We start from the raw sequence: 16,425 nt of genomic DNA on the forward strand, positions 1-16,425 counted from the left end.
TGGCTGACCGTCTTCCAACTCCCCTCGTACGCACCGGACCTCAACCCACAAGAGGGCATCTGGTCGCTCGTCAAGCGCACCATCGGCAACCTCGCGTCACCCCGCCGCGACTCGCCCTGCGGATGACCTGCCCGGCCCTCGCCCCAGCGGCGGAAGCCGCCGTCGCTGCCACCTTCGCCCTTCGCGGCGCCGCCACGCTCGCCGAGGTCGACCGCCTACGCATCAGGGGTGCGGCTGCCCTTTCGGCCGGGAGGGCAGCTGTGCCGTCCGGGGCGTCATCGCGCGGGCGAGCGAGCCCTCCCGCTCGGCGACGCGGGCGGCGGCCCGCTCGGACAGCGGACCCTTCATGCCCGCGGGTGCTGCGTCAGCCGTTGCTGGATCGAGTCCACCGCCACCCCGCCGTCGGGGTGCTCCGTGAGCTTGCCCTCACCGACCAGTGTCGTGACCCGGGGCCGGCTGACTCCCAGCATGGCGGCGGCGACACTGTGTGAGACCGCGTCAGCGCCGGGGTGCCCGACGCTGAGCGCAGCGATCCGTCCGAGCTCGGTCCCCCACCAGGTGTCGGGAATCGGAGTCTCGTCGGGGAAGAAGACGTTTACAAGATCGGTCACAGCTCCGGCGACCTCGTGGTCGTCGCCGCCGTGCAGCTGGAGCGAGAGCGTCTTCGCTGCCTGTTCGAGGCGGAAGCGCAGTTCCATCATGAACTCCAGGTCGGAGGGTCCGAGGACCGTCTCGATCCTGAGGGCCAGGGCCTCGAACTGCTCGATGATCTCGTGGGTCAGCGGGTCGTCGGGCGTCATCGAATCCTCCGCACTGAGGCAGGTCAACGCGGGTTACCGCTTGTCGGTAACCCCCTCGACTGCAACCATAGCAGGGGGTTACCGATTCTCGGTAACCCATGCGTGAAGAACCGGGGATCTCGGGCCGGCGGCCAGGCGGTGGCAGTTGCCCGAGGGTGACCGGGCCGCTGCCAGTCCTGGTCCGAATGGGCGATCCGCACAGGAACCATTCCCGGCCGGCGTCGTTCGGCAGAGGCGATCCGCTCATGCCGATTCGAAGGGACGATCCGCACGTGATTGTGAAGGCCTCCGCCACCACAGCCGCTCTCGTTTTCCTCGCCGTGTCGATGGCCCCGCCCGCCGCTGCGGCGCAGCGCTCCTCCGATGCATGCACCCACAACTTCTACGGCACCAACACCACGCGCCCGGACGTGTGCATCGAGATCCACGGGAAGGGCACCTGGGCCGAGCGGGTCGTCGCCCGCTGGGTCAACGGCAGTGGCCAGCTCGACCGCTGGGGCGTACTGCATGAGGGGGGAGGCAAGGCCGTGCACGGCGATGTCCGGGCCCACGACGCCGGCAGGGACCTGGTGGCCGAGTGGCGCGACATCCGCCTGGAGAAGGGGAAGGCCTGCGTCTCGTTCACCGGGCTCGAGAGCTGGGCGTGCCAGGAGGTCAAGCCGTAGCCGCCCTTCGAGCAAGGGGTAGGCCCCGCCTGGTGCTTGGTGGTACAGCGCTCCTATTCCCCCCTGTCTGCCAGGGCCTCTGGCAGCATACGGCTGGATCCGAGTTACATGATCGAAAGTGAGAAACGATGAACCGCACTGAACTGGTCGCAGCTCTCGCCGACCGCGCTGAGGTCGCGAAGAAGGATGCCGAAGCGGTCCTCTCGGCGTTCGCCGAGATCGCCGGTGAGACCGTCAGGAACGGCGAGGAGAAGCTCACGATTCCGGGTTTCCTGACCTTGGAGCGCACACACCGTGCGGCGCGAGCTGCCCGCAACCCGCAGACCGGAGAGCCGATCTCGATCCCGGCTGGCTTCAGCGTCAAGGCGACGGCTGGCTCCAAGCTCAAGGAAGCTGCGAAGTAGCAGGTCCGGCGGTCGCCGTGCGGCGTCGTGCGCCGCACGGCGACCGTGGTCGCTGGTGTCTCGGAGAGGCCATTCCGGGTGGGTGTGGCTGACACTGCGACAGCTTTCTGGACTTCCATGGCGGGGGAGCCCCGCGCCGCTCGGCGGGAAGTGACCTGCCGAGCGGGCGGGCCACGCGGAGGCCAAGCAGCTATGGCGTCTGACTGTCCGCAGGGCGCCAGGGCCGGCGTTCGGCGGACAGCCGGACGATCTGGAGTCCGAACATCCCCGCGACCGCGCCGCAGGGCGGCCACACCCACTGCACGACGGGTGTCTCCAACTCGGCGAGGTGACCGTGGAGGTATCCGAAGAAGGCGCCAGCCGCGAGCGCGGCGAAGAGCAGGCGCACGCCCCAGGAGGCGAATGCGTTCCCGCCGATCCGGGCTGCTGCCGACACGTTCCCGCCGACCACCACCACCGGCAGCAGCCACCAGAACAGGTTGTTCGCGTCGTAGCGCTGAGCCATGAACCAGGATGTCGTCGCCGCGTAGTACAGGTATGGGCCCGACACGAGCACCCCGACGAGGGCGAGGCCAGCTAACGCGAACCACGCTTCGCCACTGGTCGCGACCCTGCTGTCACTGTTCGTCATGGCGGTCAGCATGGCAGCCGCTGACGGCACGCACGGAGAACCCGCAAAAGATCTTGGAATTTCGCCGTGGGGTGCTCAGCCGAAAGGACACTTACAAGCGGTACACCGCGCGGGACCTACAACCCGCGTTGGCACGGATCGCCAGGACCGACCGGTCCCCCAGTGCCCGAGGCAGCAGCCGAAGGCCCCACCGCGCCCCACACAGACATGCGCGGCGGGTCTTGCCCGGATTCTCGACGACGCGGGCGGCGCCAACCACCCGGACCGCACGGCGCGGGCCGGGAAACCGATCAGGTCCGACACCTGCCGCTCCCGAATCACACCGCCGCAGGCCGGCTGGCAGCTGGTCTTGCCACTGGCACTCCGACGCACCGGAAGAACTCGATACCGTGAGCCGGTGACCGATGACGGCGCGCCCGACCGGGGCGCTGAACCCGACCGCCTTGCCGACAGCTCCCGGATCGCGCAGGCTCTGACTGCTCTCGGCCCGAACGGGCAGCGGGCCCTGGGCCACCTGCGGGACGCCCAGCAGAAGCTGGCCGAGGCCCCCCGCTGGGCGCAGCCGTTCGAGGGTGCGCTGGCGTCGTGCCGCTCCGCGATCGACAGCCTGCTCAAGGAGGCCGGCGAGGAGTTCGACGGCGTCCGCGACGCCCAGGAACAGGTCTTCAAGGAGCTGCGGGCGTTCTTGCGGCGTCCGACCGGGCCGACGAAGCCGATGGACAAGCTGCTCGCGGCCCTCGACAGCGGCGAGGAGCCGCCCGAGCACCTGGAACCGAGGACCGGCATCGGCAGGGTCCTACAGCCCCTGATCAAGATGCCGCCCGAGCACCTCCCGAACCCGGCCGATCCGGGACCGGAGTACGCCGCGGTGCGCGAGCTCCTCGCCGAGGTCGCCGGCCTGACCTCGCTGCCCGACAGGCCCGAGCATCAGCGGCCGCTCCTGGACACGCTCGCCCGTCTCCACCACGCCCGGAAGGTTGGCGCCAGCACGGACCCGAACGGCGCGGCGCCGGACGGCCTGGCCGCCTTGCGGGCGGCGTTCGCCTACCTCGAGCGCGAGAAGAGCGAGCCCGGGGCATTCCGCAACCGTCAGATCACGCACCTGGTCCAGCAGTGGACGCGGGAGAGCCCGGGGCCGGGCGAGGCGGAGGCGATCCGCGCGTGGGCGCGGTTCTACCGGGACTCGTCTGCGGTCCTGCACGGCAAGGCCGCGGACGGCGAAGCGAGTACACGCGGGCTCTTCGAGCAGGTCGTCGCCCATGTTGAGCAGCTGGTCCTCGACCTGCCCGACCTAGCCCCCATTCTGGTGGCCCTGGTGCGCGCCGATGCCCCCACGGCCGAGGACGTCGAGGCCGTGGCGCGCCTGCACCAGCGGCGGGCCGTCCGCTACTTCTTCACCCACGCCGAAAGCCCGCAGTGGCTGGACCTCCTCGACCAGGCGCGGCTCCTCCCGGAGGCCGACCGCTGGCCGGCCCAGCCCTACCTGCAGCGCGTCGCCGGCGCCGAGCCCCAGAAGGTGCTCGCCTGGCTGACTCAGCACCAGGAGGCCTTCTCCAGGGCCGATCCGCGGGTGCTGGACGGCTTCCTCCGTGTGGCCCGCGCCATCGGCGCACCGTCATCATCCCTCGTCCAGGCCGTCGCGACGTCCCCGCAGACGCTCGACGCCCTGCAGCCGCTCCTGATCGTGTGGCTCATCGACATCCCGGCTGGCCAGCGCGACCGCGCCTGGGTCTCGGTCGCGCAGCACTTGCTCGTCCACCTGTTCGACACCCCGGATACCAACCGCTGGGAGATCCAGCAGAACCTGGTCGAGCTCCAGGCGGCCGCGTACCCGCCGGACGGGACCGAGCCTGCGGTGCCGGCGCGCGCAGTGCGCGAGGCGCTGGCTGCGGGCCTGGCGGCCGCGCTGGCTCCGGAGGCCGACCACGACGACCTTCTGCTGGCCGATCTCGACCTGGTGGACGACCTCCGTCACGTGGTGGTCGCCGACGATCACGGGCCGGCGGTTGAGCGGATCCTTGCCCGGGCCCAGCTGGACTTCGCGCGCACTGAGGCGCTGAACGGGGTCGGGTTGGACCAGCGCACCGCGCCATGGGCTGATGCCCTGCCCGGCCCCCGCCGTTGGGCTGACCGAATGGTCGCCGTGCACCTGCTGGAGGTGCCCGCGCCGCCCGGAAGCGACGAGGCTCGGGACCGGCGGGCGCTCGACCTGCTCTCCCGCATCGGCGACGTCGTGCGGGTCACCGCCGATTGGGTCGACTTCGTGGCCGTGGCCCTCGAGCGGTGCCCGGCGGAGGACCGGCCGGACCTCGAGACGGTGCTCGCCACCGCCCTCGGACCGGCCCCGACGCCGGACGAACTCGCCGCAGGCATCGAGACGCTGGCCACCTGGCCCGACAGGAGGGCCCCGAAGGGCTGGTCGGCGGTGTGGGCGCTCGCCCCCGTACTGCCGCCCGCCGTCCTGGAACCGCTGCAGCCAGTGGTCGACGCCGTGAGCGCGCTCCTCGGACCCCCGCCACGACGACCGCTCCCCCGTCTCCGACCGGTCCCCTACCTCGATCCGCTCAAGGCCACCGCCCGTCAGATCGCGGCACTGGTGACGGCCCAGGGCGCCCCCGCGGCCGCCGCCGAACTCCTCGCCCGGCAGCGTTCCGGTGACCTCTCCCCCGACTACGCCCGGATCGTCCTGGGCCAGCTCATCGCGACCGAGCCGACCGCGTGGGCTATCTCGGTGCCGGCCGTCGTCGGCGCCCTCGAAGAACCGCCCCTCCAGCGCGCCTACCTCGCGGCGCTGCGCACGCCCCTCGTTGCCACCCCGTGCCCGCTCCCGGACCGCACGGCAACCGCCGGCGCGGCCGCCGAAGCCCTCTGGGACGTTCTGGCCGCGGACGCCGGACTGGCGGACGACGATCGCGGGGAGGAGGAGCTGACCATGGCCCTGCTGCTGCGTGACTCGTGGGCGCTCGGCATCGACCTCGGAGCACTGGAGGAGTCCTACGCTGCGTGGCTGGAGGCACTCGTCGCCGCCTGGAGCGCACCGACGCGCTCGGCAGCCGATCCGTTGCGGGTGGCGGACAGTCAGCTGGGCGGTATCGCCTTGGACGCCCTGATCTGGTGGAGCCTAACCCGCGCGGTGCCGCCAGCAGGGGTGGCCGCGCCGGTCGACGGCCTTCTGGAGACCCTGCTCGGTGACGGCTCGGACGACCGCGCCATGGCCGTGATCGGCAGCCACCTCCCGGCCATTCTCGACCGGGCCCCCCAGTGGGCCGACGACCGCGCGGCGCAGCTGTTCGACCTGGAGCAGCCGTCGCCGCCCGCCATCACCGCACTCATCACCCACCGCTTCGGCCCTGCCAGCGTCGACTTGCTCCGGCGGCTCGACCGCGCACAGCTCGCCGCGTACCTGCGCCGTCCCCACGTCCATCCCGCCGCCCTTGAGGTCTGCGCCGCGGTCCTGGTCGTCGACCCCGACGCGCTCGGCGGGCAGCAGGACTTCCTCTCTCTCCTCAGCACCGGCGACGGCGCGCCAGCGGCGGTCTCGCAACTCCTGAGCAGGACGGCCGGGGTCCTGCCGCAGGCCGTCGACGAGAGCAACGCCGCCTTCTTCGACAGCGCCGCACAGTTCTGGGAGCACGTCCTCGCCCTCGACCTCCCCGGCACCGCCGGGCACCTGCACGGGGCCGGCGACTTCGCGTACAGGGAGGGCCTGGGCGACGAGCGGTGGTTGGAGCTGACGGCCCGGACGGTCGAGCGGACCATTGGCATCAGCCGTGTGGGCGCCGTCGCCCGCCGGGCTGCTCGGCACCCCGAGTCAGCTGCCGCGCGGAGCATCCTGACCGGCCTCCTGCCTCTGTGCGACCCGACCATCCAGTCAGGGCCGCCGAGCTACGAGGAACACGAGATCCGGCGGTGCGCGATCGACCTGTGGCGGGCAAGCCCGCCGGACAGTGCCGGCCGGAAGGAGCTCGGCCTGGCGCTGGCCGGGTACGCCGACTTCCTGGAGGCGGTCGCGGACTGAGGCCGCCGACCACTGATAAGGCTCCATCTACGCGGCCGATCACCTGCTGACCGGCACCGCCCAGACCGTCGCCCGGGGCGTCGGCCCGGCTGGTTCCTTCTGCGTGACGATGGGCCTTGCAGCCGCCTTCCGCCGGTACTTCATCGCCTACTTCACCGTGTAGACGGCAAGGCGGCCAACGTCGCTGCTTCGACTACAGGAGGCCGAGGTAGGCGAGCTCGACGTCGGTCATCAGACCGGCCCGCAGGACCTTCTTGAACTCGTCGAGTTCGATCAGCTCGACGGAGAGGAACTCCATCTCGTTGAGCTTCTGTTCGGCGACGCGGACGCAGTTGCGGGCGACGTAAACGTGGCGCTTTGCGGTCGATCCGGCGTCGTCCCAGCAGGAGCCGGCAGGCTCGGAGTCGCCCGTGTGTCCGGTTCCTCGAGGAGCCCCCGTTCGGCCGTCACCCCGGGGTCCTCGCCCTCCTCCTTGAAGCTGCCCGGCATCTCGTAGAGCGTCGGGTCCGGGCCGGAGCGGTCGGGACCTTCTAGACCGCGTCGGCGTCTTCGCCGTCCGGGCACAGTTCCTCGCGGTAGCCCTGCCGGAGGATCTGGTCGACCTCATCGGCAATCGCACCCGGGTTCTGCCAGGAGGCGCGTGTTGCCTGCGGGTACCACGGATAGGATCCGGCGTCGGCGCAGCCCGTCCGCGGCGCGTCAGTCCCGCTGGGGAGCAGCCAGAAGCTCTCCCCCGCCTCGCGCTCGGCAGTCCAAGCGGATGCCGCGTCGGAAAGCGTGATCTGAATACCGGTGGCCGACTCCTTGCCGACGGTCCAGCCCTTGGCCCGGAGCCGGGCGGCGACCAGGGGGTAGTTGTCTCCCTCGTCGAAGCGTGGGCCAGCTTCCACCGTCGGGTGGGCCGGCTTCCATGGACCGCCGCGCTGCTGCACTAGCGCCCGCTGGCTCTCCGGCAGGCCGCGCCACAGCCGTCGGGCCTCCTGTCGTCCGGCGGCGGTCAGGCGTAGGAACGCCCGCGGGTCGTACACCTTGCTGTTGACCAGCCCCTCGACCATCGGCGTGCCCGCCTCGTCGAGTAGCTGGAACCAGAAGAACCCGAGCTCCTGGCGGACGAGCTCCCAGCCTTCGGGCCACGTCGCTGGCACCAGCCCGAGCGAGTCTGCTGGGGCGGTCCACTCCGCATCGACTCCGAGCAGCCGGTACGTCTCCGGGGTCTCTCCCTCTCCGTTGATATTCCGGGGAAGCGAATTTGACTTCAGGAAAGTCTGGAAAAGCTGCTCTTGCGCATTATTGGGATCGAGTGCCGCGGTCAGGGCTGCCAGCTCCGGAGCGTTTCCGTTCTTCTGCCACCATTTCTGGTCTTTCCAGGATTCGAATACGCCGAAGGTTGACAGAAGCGACCAGGGTACGTTGGCCATGTGGGCGACGAATCCAGCCATAATCAAGACAAAGCCAAGGAGACCCGCGGTGATACGCAGGGCCATGGCCTGCCCAGTCGACAGGTGGAAGAGGCCAAGACCCGCAGCGGTGGCGGCATCGGCCACCAGCCCGACCAGCAGAGCCGCTACCGCCGTCATGAGCACCGGCCTGGCAGGACGCAGCATGCTGCGCAGATCCAGCGCAATCCAGTAGCCCCAGCGACACTTGCGGCACGCGCAGCGGTCGCCGTCTTCGTGGGAGCCGTCTTTGCCGAACACACCCGCCACGGAAACGCAGGTCGCAAGCAGCGAAAGGACGAGCGCACAGAATCCAGGGAGAAACGGATAGAAGCCGAGAACCTTCAACGCGAACCCGAACGCCTGGGTCGGACGCCACTGTTCGAGATTCCACTCCGTGACGAAAAATGCAGCGGTGGCACTGACGGCCGTCATCCCGGCAATGCCGATACCGGCAGCGAGAGACTGTGCGACGGATACAGGCGCGAAGGCGTCACGACGGCGTTCGAACGAGATCCAGCTTCGGCGATCGGACACCACAGCACTCCCCTAGTTTTCGGCTGGACCAGGATGGCAGGCCCGGGGATGCCGGTACAACTACGAACGGCGCCCTCCACCGGGGCTCCAGCGCGGGGCGGGGCGGGGAACCGCCGCCGGCGCTACCTGGACTAACTGGACCGCGAGGTGGGCGAGCTCGGACAGCGATCGGGCCGCCTCGGACGGGGGCGGCGACCGTGAACAGAGGGCGACTTCGTCGCGGCGACGCACGAGGCGTGGGTCGGTCGGCCGGCCTGAAGTACTGCCGCTGGTGGGTGCTACCGGCCCGGACCGCGGACCGGACCGTGATGAAGGGTAGCGGCGGCTGTCGGACCGTTGCCCCACGTCGGCGGGCTGACCAGCCCGCCGTCCCACATCGAACGACCGGGGCTGCCTCGACGCCGCCTTGCGGCTGCTCGACATCCCCGACGCCGTGGGTGACCAACCGGCACACCAGCCTCGCACCCGTCGACTGCCCCCAAGCTCTGTCTCCCACCGCCCTACAGGGCCGGCCGGGAGCCCCACCGCGCGCCTTCGGTCACGGCGCGCCATGCTTCGGGCCGCCTGTCCTGGCTTTGCGTCGAGGGTGGGCGGTCGTCGTGGCATGCACCGGCGAACGATCACTCTCGATAGTGAGACAGTGACGAGGAGCGATCATGCTCTATCGTCGGTTGCGGCGGACAGGCAGGGCGTCTCGATGCCGGAAGGGTGGACGAATTCATGGTGGGGAACCGTCGAATCGCCGTGTTCGGGGCGGGCTACATCGGCCTCGTGACTGGCGCCTGCTTTGCGAAGCTGGGGCATGAGGTCGTCGTACGCGACATCCAGGAGGAGCGTATCGAGGTCCTGCGAGGCGGAGGGGTACCGATCCACGAGGACGGCCTGGCTGAGCTGATCGCGGAGAGCGCTGACCGGCTGACCTTCACCCTGGACGCTGAGGAGGCCGTGCGCGGCGCCGACGTCGTGTACGTGTGCGTGGACACCCCGCCCACGGCGTCGGGGGACGCCGATCTGTCCAGGATCTGGAAGGTGATCGAATCCCTGAGGGATGCCCAGCACCTGGCGGCCGTGGTGGTCAAGAGCACGGTGCCGGTGGGCACCGGAGCGAGGATCAGGGCCGCCATGGACAGCGCGGGCCTCCAGGCCGTGGGGTACGCCGCCAACCCGGAGTTCACGGCGGAGGGCCGGGCAGTGCACGACTTCCTCCACCCGGACCGTGTGGTGATCGGCACCGACGATCCCGACACCGCGAAGCTGGTGGCGCAGCTGCACGACGGAGTGGACGGGCCGATCGCGCAGATGGACGTCGCCTCCGCGGAGATGGTCAAACTAGCCGCGAACGCCTTGCTGGCCACGAAGATCAGCTTCACCAATGAGATCGCGACGATCTGCGAGGCGACGGGCGCGGACGTTGAGCAGGTTGTCCACGCGGTGGGCCTCGACCACCGGCTCGGGCCGCACTTCATGCGCGCTGGCGTCGGGTATGGAGGCTCCTGCTTCCCCAAGGACTCCCGGGCCCTGCGGGCCCTGGCCGGCAACTCCGGCTACGCGTTCCAGTTGTTGACGTCCGTCATCGAGGTGAACGACCTTCAGCCGCGGCGGGCGATTCAGCGGCTGAAGGACGAGCTGGGCGGCTTCCAGGGGCGGACGGTCGCGCTGCTGGGCATCGCGTTCAAGGCGGGCACGGACGACGTGCGGGAGGCCCCGAGCACGATCATCGCCTCCCGGCTCCAGGTCGAAGGCGCGTCGGTCAGGTGCTGGGACCCGCTGGTGCGCCCGCTCGACGAGGCCCCCTGGTCGTCGGCCACGCGCTGCCTGACGCCGCTGGAGGCCATGGCCGGCGCGGACGCGGCGATCATCGTGACGGAGTGGCCGCAGCTGCGGGACCTCGCGTGGGAGCAGGCGGCGGCGGCGATGGCCCACCCCCTGGTCTTCGACGGCCGCAACGTGCTGGACCCCCAGCAGATGGGCGCCCTCGGCTTCACCTACATGAGCGTGGGCCGCCGCACGGTGCGCGGTTCGGCCTGACCCTGTGCCCGTGGCCGGCCGCCGCGGAAAAGGCATTGGCCGGGGCGGCGTGCTGCCCCGGCCAATGCCTTTCCCCCTGCTCCGGTCTGGCTGCTCCCCGGCTCTGCGCCTTGGCCTGCTGCCGGTGGACCGGGCCGGTCAGACCCGGACGCCGGCCAGGACGCGGTCGTACATGTCCGCGTACCGCTCGGTGACGGTCCGCCAGCTGAAGTGCTCGACGACGAAGGCACGGGCGTGGCGGCCGCGGCGTTCGATCTCCCCGGGGTGGGTGAGCGCGGTCAGCAGGGTGGCGTGCAGATCGTCGACGTCGCCTGGCACGGTGAGCCATCCGGTCGGCTGGGAACCGCCTGGTCGGACGGTGCTGAGGGGGCCGCCGCTGGCGGAGGCGACGACGGGTGTCCCGGAGGCCATCGCCTCCAGGCAGACCAGCCCGAACGGCTCCCCGACGGACGGCGTGACGAACAGGTCGGAGGCGTTCAGGGCGTCGTTCAGGTCGCCGTGGGAACGCCAGCCCGCGAAGTACACGTCCTCGGTGATCCCCAGCCGCTCCGCCAGGGTGTGCGGGTGCTCGCCCTCCCACTCCCCCGGGAAGCCGCCCAGCACCAGCAGGGCCGGGCGCACGGCCGCACTGTCCCGGAGCCTGGCGAAGGCCTGGAGCAGCAGGTCAAGGCGCTTGAAGCCGAGGAAACGGCCCACCCAGAGCAGCAGGGGCCGGCGGCGGCCGGTGGCATCGTGCAGCGCGCGGTCGATGTCGACAGGGGTGTAGGTGATGGTGCCGGGGCTGCGGCCGGGGAGCCAACCCTGGGGGTCCTCGACCAGCCAGCGGTGCAGCAGGTTCGCCTTTTCCGCGGCCGCGTCGGTGGTGGTGGGGCGGGGCCAAAAAAGATGGGTGTCGACGCCGTTGGGGATGACCTCGACCCGGTTGTCGGGGATGCGGAGGAGGTCCTGGGCGAGGACGAGGTCCTGCTCGGAGACGGCGACGGTGTGCTCGCTGACGGCCGCGTGCTCCTGCAGCTTCCCGACCCAGTACTCGGCGTGGGCCCAGCTGCGCCACCGCTCGTCGATCGGATTGCCGGCGCCGAGGTGGGTGGTGTGCTGTTCGCGCCGGGCGAGGTCGGTGACAGTCAGGCCCTGGTCGGCGGCCCGGCGCAGCCGGTGCAGGGCGGTGGTGAGGCACTTGAGGTCGGTGCCGTGGAGGGTGGTGACGACAGTGCGGCCTAGGCGTCGGGCGGCGGCGTGCTGGGGGGTGAGGTGGTGCAGGTGGAGCAGGCCGTTCTCGCCGGCGTGGTGGGTGTCGAACTGGCGGCTCCAGTAGTCCTCGAGGTGGGCGTTGGTGTGGGGGGAGACAGCCGTGAAGGCCCGGTCGGGCACCGCTCCGCGGTCCTCATAGGAGGGGTGGAGGGGGACGGGGGCGTTCAGGGGATCGTGGCCGGCGCCGTGGTCGGCGACGGCGGGGTTGTAGTCGGAGGCGACCAGGTGGTCCGGGCCGTAGAAGGTGGGGGCGTGGGAGTAGTCGCCGGGGCTGCCGAGGGATCCGGCGAACACGCGGGCGCGGTGGCCGCAGGCGCGCAGGTGCTCGGTGAGGTTCTTCGCGACGAGGGCCGATCCGCCGCGGGGATAGAAGATCAGGCCGTGGTCAACGGCGGGAAGGGTCACGGTGAGTGGCTCCCTGGGGTGCGGTCGGCTGGTCAGGGCATGTCGACGAGGGCGGACGGGCACGGACGCGCGTCGTGGTGGTGGGCGGCGAGCAGCTCGTACATGGCGGCGAAGAGCCGGTCGGTGAGGACCTGGCCGTCGAGGAAGGCGATCTTGTCGGGGACGCAGGCCTGCGGGGTGCCGCCGCCGGCCATGGTGAGGAAGGCGGCGGTGATGTCCCGGGGGGTGACGGCGCTGGCAGTGTGGGCGTCGTGGAAGGTCCGCTCCCGGCGGCCGGACCCGCCGATGAGCGGGTTGCGGCGGTGTTCGACCCGGATCGTGTAGGGCTCGCCGACGGCGTCGGACTTGGTGATCCGCAGGTGCTGCAGGTTGCCCTGGTGCAGGTCGACGGTGAACTGCGACATGCGGCCCTTCTCGCGGAAGGCGACCTCGTTGCGGGCGTCGCGGACCAGCGCGCCGACGGTGCGGTTGGACAGCGAGTTGGAGGTGTAGGTGTAGGAGAGGACGCCGAGCGAGCGACGGTCCGGGTCGAGCAGTTCGACGGTGAAGCCGAAGTCGAGTTCGGCCCGCAGGACGCGCTCGGGCAGCTCGGCGTCGGGCAGCTCGGCTTCCGAGTGGGGGCGCAGGAGTTCGCCGAGGGTGTGGCCGAGGCCGCTGGCGAGGTGGTCGCTGACGCGGCGCACGTACTGCAGGGTCAGGCGCAGCGCGGTGGTGGGGCCGGGGGCGAGCTGGAGGTAGCGGGTCAGCTCGTCGAGGTAGTGGTAGCTGCTGAAGGAGAGCGCGCCGACGCCGTGGGTGTAGCCGTGGGCGTTGCCGAGCGCGTACTCCTGGGGCAGGCGGTAGTGGCCGCCGGCGACGTCGATGCGGCCCATGGTGACGGGCTGCTTGTGGGCGTCGTGGATCTCCCGGATGAGGTCGGCGGCGTGGAGGAAGGCGTCGTTGGCGCGGCGGCGCAGCGGGACGGCGAACAGGTGGCCGGGCTGGGCCCGGTGGGCGCCCAGCAGGGTGTCGAAGCGGTGGCGGATCTCGGCGGCGCGGTCGGGGCGCCAGGCGGCGTCCTCGACGCAGACGATCGGCTTGTCGCACAGGACGTGGATGCCGTGCTCGGTGGCCCACTTCAGGTAGGGGTAGTGGGCGACGGGGTCGCAAGCGACGATGACCGCGTCGAAGCGGTGGGTGCGGTGGGCCTGGAGGAGGCGGTGTTCCAGGTCGGTGTCCGGCTCGCCGGGTTTGGGCTGGATCCAGGCGGGGCGGTCTTGCTGCAGGAGGGTGTCCAGGTGCGGCATGTGGGCCAGGAGGGCCGGGGCGTAGGGGTTGCGGGGGTCGCAGACGGCGGCCACGCGTACGGGGGCGCCGGTGTCCTTGAGGGCGAGGATGGCGGGGATGTGGTTCTCGGCGGCGGCCCAGTGGCCGCAGCCGCCGACCAGCAGGACGCTGACGGGCCGCGGCGGACGTGCTGAGGGCATGGGTGTTCCCCTTTCCGGGCCGCCACGCGCGGTGGCGGCCCGTCAGGATTCGGCAGGTGGTGGGGAGCCGGGGCTGTGGTCAGAGGCCGAGCAGCTGCGTGACCAGGTCCCGCAGGTGGCGGCTGCCGCCGGTGGAGAGCGCGTGCTCGCGGACCGTCGCCAGGACGGCGGCATCCGCGCGGCCCAGGACCTCGCGCACGTCGGGCAGGCAGGGCACGGCGACGGTCAGGGAGGTGACCCCGAGGGCGGCCAGGACGACGGCGCCCACCGGGTCGCCGGCCAGGCCGCCGCACGCGGACACCGGAATGCCCTGGCCGATGCCGGCCGTCGCCACGGTGTGCACGGTGCGCAGGACCGCGAGGTGCAGCGGGTCAATGTCGCGGGCGAGGGCCGCGTTGGTGCGCGAGGTCGCCGTGAGGTACTGGGCGAGGTCGTTGGTGCCGATGCTGAGGAAGTGGACGTGCCCGGCGAAGTGGTCGACGGCCACGGCGCAGGCCGGGACCTCGACCATCACCCCAAGCGGAATGCTCGGCGCGCCCAGGTCCGCCTGCACCTGACGTGCCGTGCGGGCGGCTTGCAGGAACTCCTCGACGTGGGTGACCATCGGGAACATCAGGCGCAGCCGGGCGCCGTCGTCGCGGGCCGCGCGGTAGGCCGCGCGCAGTTGCGGCAGGAACAGGTCCGGGCGGCGCAGGCTCAGGCGCAGCCCCCGCACGCCGAGGAACGGGTTGTCCTCGCGTGGCAGGCCCAGGACCGGCATCTCCTTGTCGCCGCCGATGTCCAGGGTGCGCAGGGTCACCTCGGCGCCGTCGGCGGCCCGGGCGATGTCGCGGTAGGCCCGGTAGTGCTGCTCCTCGTCGGTGAGGTCGGTTTCGCGGCCGAGGAAGAGCAGCTCGGTGGCGAGCAGGCCGATGCCGTCGGCGCCGGCGGCACGCAGGTCGGCTGCCTGGTCCGGGCGCATGATCGTGCCCGTGAGGGTGACCGGCAGAGCGGCTGCGGCGGGCGCCAGCCGGCTGCGCCGGGCGGTGTGGTCGCGGTGCGCGATGGCGGCGGCCAGGGCCTGGTCGGACAGGTCGGTGTGGAGGGTGCCGGTGTCGCCGTTGAGGACGCACATCGTCCCGTCGGGGATCGTGAGCACCGCGTCGCCGGCGGCGACGATGGTGGGGATGCCCAGGTTGTAGGCGACCTGGACGGCGTGGGAGGTGGGTCCGCCCTCGGCCGTGACGAACCCGGCGACCTGGGCCGGGTCCAGGGTGGCGGTGTCGGCGGGCGTCAGGTCCCGGGCGATCAGGATGTGCGGCCTGTCGGCCGGGGCGCCGGGGCGCAGCTGCCGTGCCGGGGCGACGGCGAAGCCGCGGGTGCCGGCCACGCCCTGGTGCCGGACCCCGGACTCCCGGGCCGTGAACGGTGGGGTGGGCCCGCTCATCGGCCTTCTCCGGGCAGGGCCGGGTGGTGGCCGAGGAGCTGGTGGGTCCATCCGGCCGCCTGCCAGCGGCGCGCGTCCAGGCAACGGCGGGCGTCGATGACCGTGCGCGGCCCGGAGGCGGGTTCGAGCGAGGCGGGGTCGAGGGCGCTGAACTCGGGCCAGTCGGTGAGGACCATGAGCAGCGCGGCGCCGTCGAGGGCGGCCTGCGCGGTGTCCGCCGCCGTGAGGCCGGGGTGCTGGCGGGCCGCCAGGTCGTTGACGCTCGGGTCGAACAGGCGCACCTGGGCACCGGCCCGGCTCAGCCGCGCGGCCACGTCGAGGGCGGGCGAGTCGCTGATGTCGCCGACGCCGGGCTTGAAGCTGGCGCCCCACACCGCGACGCTCGCGCCCCGCAGGTCGCCCAGCACCACGCGGGCGTGGTCGACGGCCAGGGTGCGGCGGGCGGTGTTGATCTCGTCCACGAGCGTGAGGAGGCGGGCGGTGGTGTGGACGCCGAGGTCCCGGGCCCGGGCGCCGGCCGCGCGGATGTCCTTGCCCAGGCAGGAGCCGCCCCAGCCCAGGCCGGCCGTCAGCCCGAAGCCGCCGATGCGCGGGTCCAGGCCGAGCGAGCGGGCGACGACGTCCATGTCCGCGCCCGCGGCCCGGCACAGGTCGTCGATCGCGTTGACGAACGACATCTTCGTCGACAGGAAGGCGTTCGCCGCCGCCTTCGTCAGGTCTGCGGTGACGAAGTCGGTGACCAGCAGGGCGGCGCCGGCCTCCAGCAGCGGCGCCCACGCCCGCCGGGCGATCTCCTCGACCACCGGCCGGTCCCCGGCCGAGGTGCCGAGCACGATCCGCGCCGGGCGCAGCGTCGTTTCCATCGACAGGGCCTCGCGCAGGAAGTCGGGGCTCCACCCGACCCGCACCGTCACGCCCGCCGGAGCGTTCGCGGCGGCGAGGTCCGCCATGCGCTGCGCCGTGCCGACGGGGACGGTGGACTTCCCGATGATCACGGCGTCGCGGGTCAGGCGGCGGGTGATTTGCCGGATGCTGTCCTCGACGGCTGTGACGTCCATCGTCTCGCCGCCCTCGATCTGCGGGGTCGGCACGGCCAGGAAGAACAGCTCGCCGTGGGCCACGGCGTCGTCGAAGGAGTCGGTGAAACGCAGCCGGCCGGCGGCCATGTTCGTGCGGATGCAGTTGCTCACGCCGGGCTCGTCGAACGGGCACCGCCCGTCCTTCAGGGCGGCGAGCGCCTGCTGGTTGATCTCCACGGCCGTGACGTCGTGCCCCTGTTCGGCCATGACGGCCGCGTAGGGGGCGCCGAGACGGCCGCAGCCGATGACGGTGATCTTCATGGGTCCTCCGTGTGGTGG

General features: G+C 71.7%; 12 protein-coding genes and 1 pseudogene. 5 read left to right on the plus strand and 8 right to left on the minus strand.

Annotated features, from left to right (window positions below; all coding sequences use genetic code 11):
• A pseudogene (locus AC0B61_RS35160) lies at positions 1–99 on the plus strand (transposase); the annotation flags it as partial.
• A 123-nt stretch (positions 100–222) separates the two neighbouring features.
• On the opposite strand, the gene AC0B61_RS35165 reads toward AC0B61_RS35160, so the two are convergent.
• Both AC0B61_RS35165 and AC0B61_RS35170 read right to left on the minus strand, forming a co-directional pair.
• Positions 223–348 (minus strand): hypothetical protein, encoded by a 126-nt coding sequence (locus AC0B61_RS35165; protein ID WP_471746291.1) that lies wholly within the window; start codon positions 346–348, stop codon positions 223–225.
• On the minus strand, positions 345–800 hold the full coding sequence (locus AC0B61_RS35170; protein WP_471746293.1) for a hypothetical protein: 456 nt from the start codon (positions 798–800) through the stop codon (positions 345–347). Before AC0B61_RS35170 ends, AC0B61_RS35165 begins: the two co-directional genes overlap by 4 nt.
• A 272-nt stretch (positions 801–1,072) precedes the next feature.
• Between AC0B61_RS35170 and AC0B61_RS35175 the strand changes: the two genes are divergently transcribed.
• Positions 1,073–1,465, plus strand: coding sequence for a hypothetical protein (locus tag AC0B61_RS35175; protein WP_471746295.1), 393 nt, complete (start codon positions 1,073–1,075; stop codon positions 1,463–1,465).
• Between the two features lie 128 nt (positions 1,466–1,593).
• Positions 1,594–1,869 carry an HU family DNA-binding protein gene (locus tag AC0B61_RS35180; protein WP_471746297.1) on the plus strand — a complete coding sequence of 92 codons (276 nt, stop codon included), beginning with the start codon at positions 1,594–1,596 and terminating at the stop codon, positions 1,867–1,869.
• A 190-nt stretch (positions 1,870–2,059) separates the two neighbouring features.
• Here AC0B61_RS35180 and AC0B61_RS35185 read toward each other — a convergent pair whose 3' ends face one another.
• Positions 2,060–2,500 carry a hypothetical protein gene (locus AC0B61_RS35185; RefSeq protein WP_471746298.1) on the minus strand — a complete coding sequence of 147 codons (441 nt, stop codon included), beginning with the start codon at positions 2,498–2,500 and terminating at the stop codon, positions 2,060–2,062.
• Positions 2,501–2,897: 397 nt separating this feature from the next.
• Here AC0B61_RS35185 and AC0B61_RS35190 point away from each other — a divergent pair, with 397 nt between their 5' ends.
• Positions 2,898–6,518: a hypothetical protein gene (locus tag AC0B61_RS35190; RefSeq protein ID WP_471746300.1), complete on the plus strand. Its 3,621-nt coding sequence runs from the start codon at positions 2,898–2,900 to the stop codon at positions 6,516–6,518.
• A gap of 530 nt (positions 6,519–7,048) precedes the next feature.
• Here AC0B61_RS35190 and AC0B61_RS35195 read toward each other — a convergent pair.
• Complete coding sequence (locus tag AC0B61_RS35195; RefSeq protein WP_471746301.1) at positions 7,049–8,491, minus strand: hypothetical protein; 1,443 nt, start codon at positions 8,489–8,491, stop codon at positions 7,049–7,051.
• 720 nt (positions 8,492–9,211) lie between these two features.
• On the opposite strand from AC0B61_RS35195, the gene AC0B61_RS35200 reads away from it, so the two are divergent.
• The gene (locus AC0B61_RS35200) at positions 9,212–10,519 is read left to right on the plus strand and encodes a UDP-glucose dehydrogenase family protein (protein WP_471746303.1); all 1,308 of its coding nucleotides are present in this window, start codon (positions 9,212–9,214) and stop codon (positions 10,517–10,519) included.
• Between the two features lie 138 nt (positions 10,520–10,657).
• On the opposite strand, the gene AC0B61_RS35205 is transcribed toward AC0B61_RS35200, so the two are convergent.
• The 4 genes from AC0B61_RS35205 to AC0B61_RS35220 all read right to left on the minus strand — a co-directional run bounded on the left by AC0B61_RS35205 (position 10,658) and on the right by AC0B61_RS35220 (position 16,407).
• Entirely contained in the window at positions 10,658–12,175 is a 1,518-nt protein-coding gene (locus AC0B61_RS35205; RefSeq protein ID WP_471746305.1) for a glycosyltransferase family 4 protein, read from the minus strand.
• Positions 12,176–12,207: 32 nt separating this feature from the next.
• Entirely contained in the window at positions 12,208–13,641 is a 1,434-nt protein-coding gene (locus AC0B61_RS35210; protein ID WP_471746307.1) for a Gfo/Idh/MocA family oxidoreductase, read from the minus strand.
• A 79-nt stretch (positions 13,642–13,720) separates the two neighbouring features.
• On the minus strand, positions 13,721–15,067 hold the full coding sequence (locus AC0B61_RS35215) for a putative PEP-binding protein (protein ID WP_471746309.1): 1,347 nt from the start codon (positions 15,065–15,067) through the stop codon (positions 13,721–13,723).
• Positions 15,064–16,407, minus strand: a complete 1,344-nt coding sequence (locus AC0B61_RS35220; RefSeq protein ID WP_471746310.1) for a UDP-glucose dehydrogenase family protein — start codon at positions 16,405–16,407, stop codon at positions 15,064–15,066. Before AC0B61_RS35220 ends, AC0B61_RS35215 begins: the two co-directional genes overlap by 4 nt.
• Positions 16,408–16,425: the final 18 nt, after the last annotated feature.

It is taken from the genome of Kitasatospora sp. NPDC023385 (assembly GCF_055664045.1).

Excerpts from the sequence above, each read along its gene's own strand:
- AC0B61_RS35165 (WP_471746291.1), bottom strand. The coding sequence starts at position 348 with ATGAAGGGTCCGCTGTCCGAGCGGGCCGCCGCCCGCGTCGCCGAGCGG.
- AC0B61_RS35170 (WP_471746293.1), bottom strand. The coding sequence starts at position 800 with ATGACGCCCGACGACCCGCTGACCCACGAGATCATCGAGCAGTTCGAG.
- AC0B61_RS35180 (WP_471746297.1), top strand. The coding sequence starts at position 1,594 with ATGAACCGCACTGAACTGGTCGCAGCTCTCGCCGACCGCGCTGAGGTC.
- AC0B61_RS35185 (WP_471746298.1), bottom strand. The coding sequence starts at position 2,500 with ATGACGAACAGTGACAGCAGGGTCGCGACCAGTGGCGAAGCGTGGTTC.
- AC0B61_RS35200 (WP_471746303.1), top strand. The coding sequence starts at position 9,212 with ATGGTGGGGAACCGTCGAATCGCCGTGTTCGGGGCGGGCTACATCGGC.
- AC0B61_RS35210 (WP_471746307.1), bottom strand. The coding sequence starts at position 13,641 with ATGCCCTCAGCACGTCCGCCGCGGCCCGTCAGCGTCCTGCTGGTCGGC.
- AC0B61_RS35215 (WP_471746309.1), bottom strand. The coding sequence starts at position 15,067 with ATGAGCGGGCCCACCCCACCGTTCACGGCCCGGGAGTCCGGGGTCCGG.
- AC0B61_RS35220 (WP_471746310.1), bottom strand. The coding sequence starts at position 16,407 with ATGAAGATCACCGTCATCGGCTGCGGCCGTCTCGGCGCCCCCTACGCG.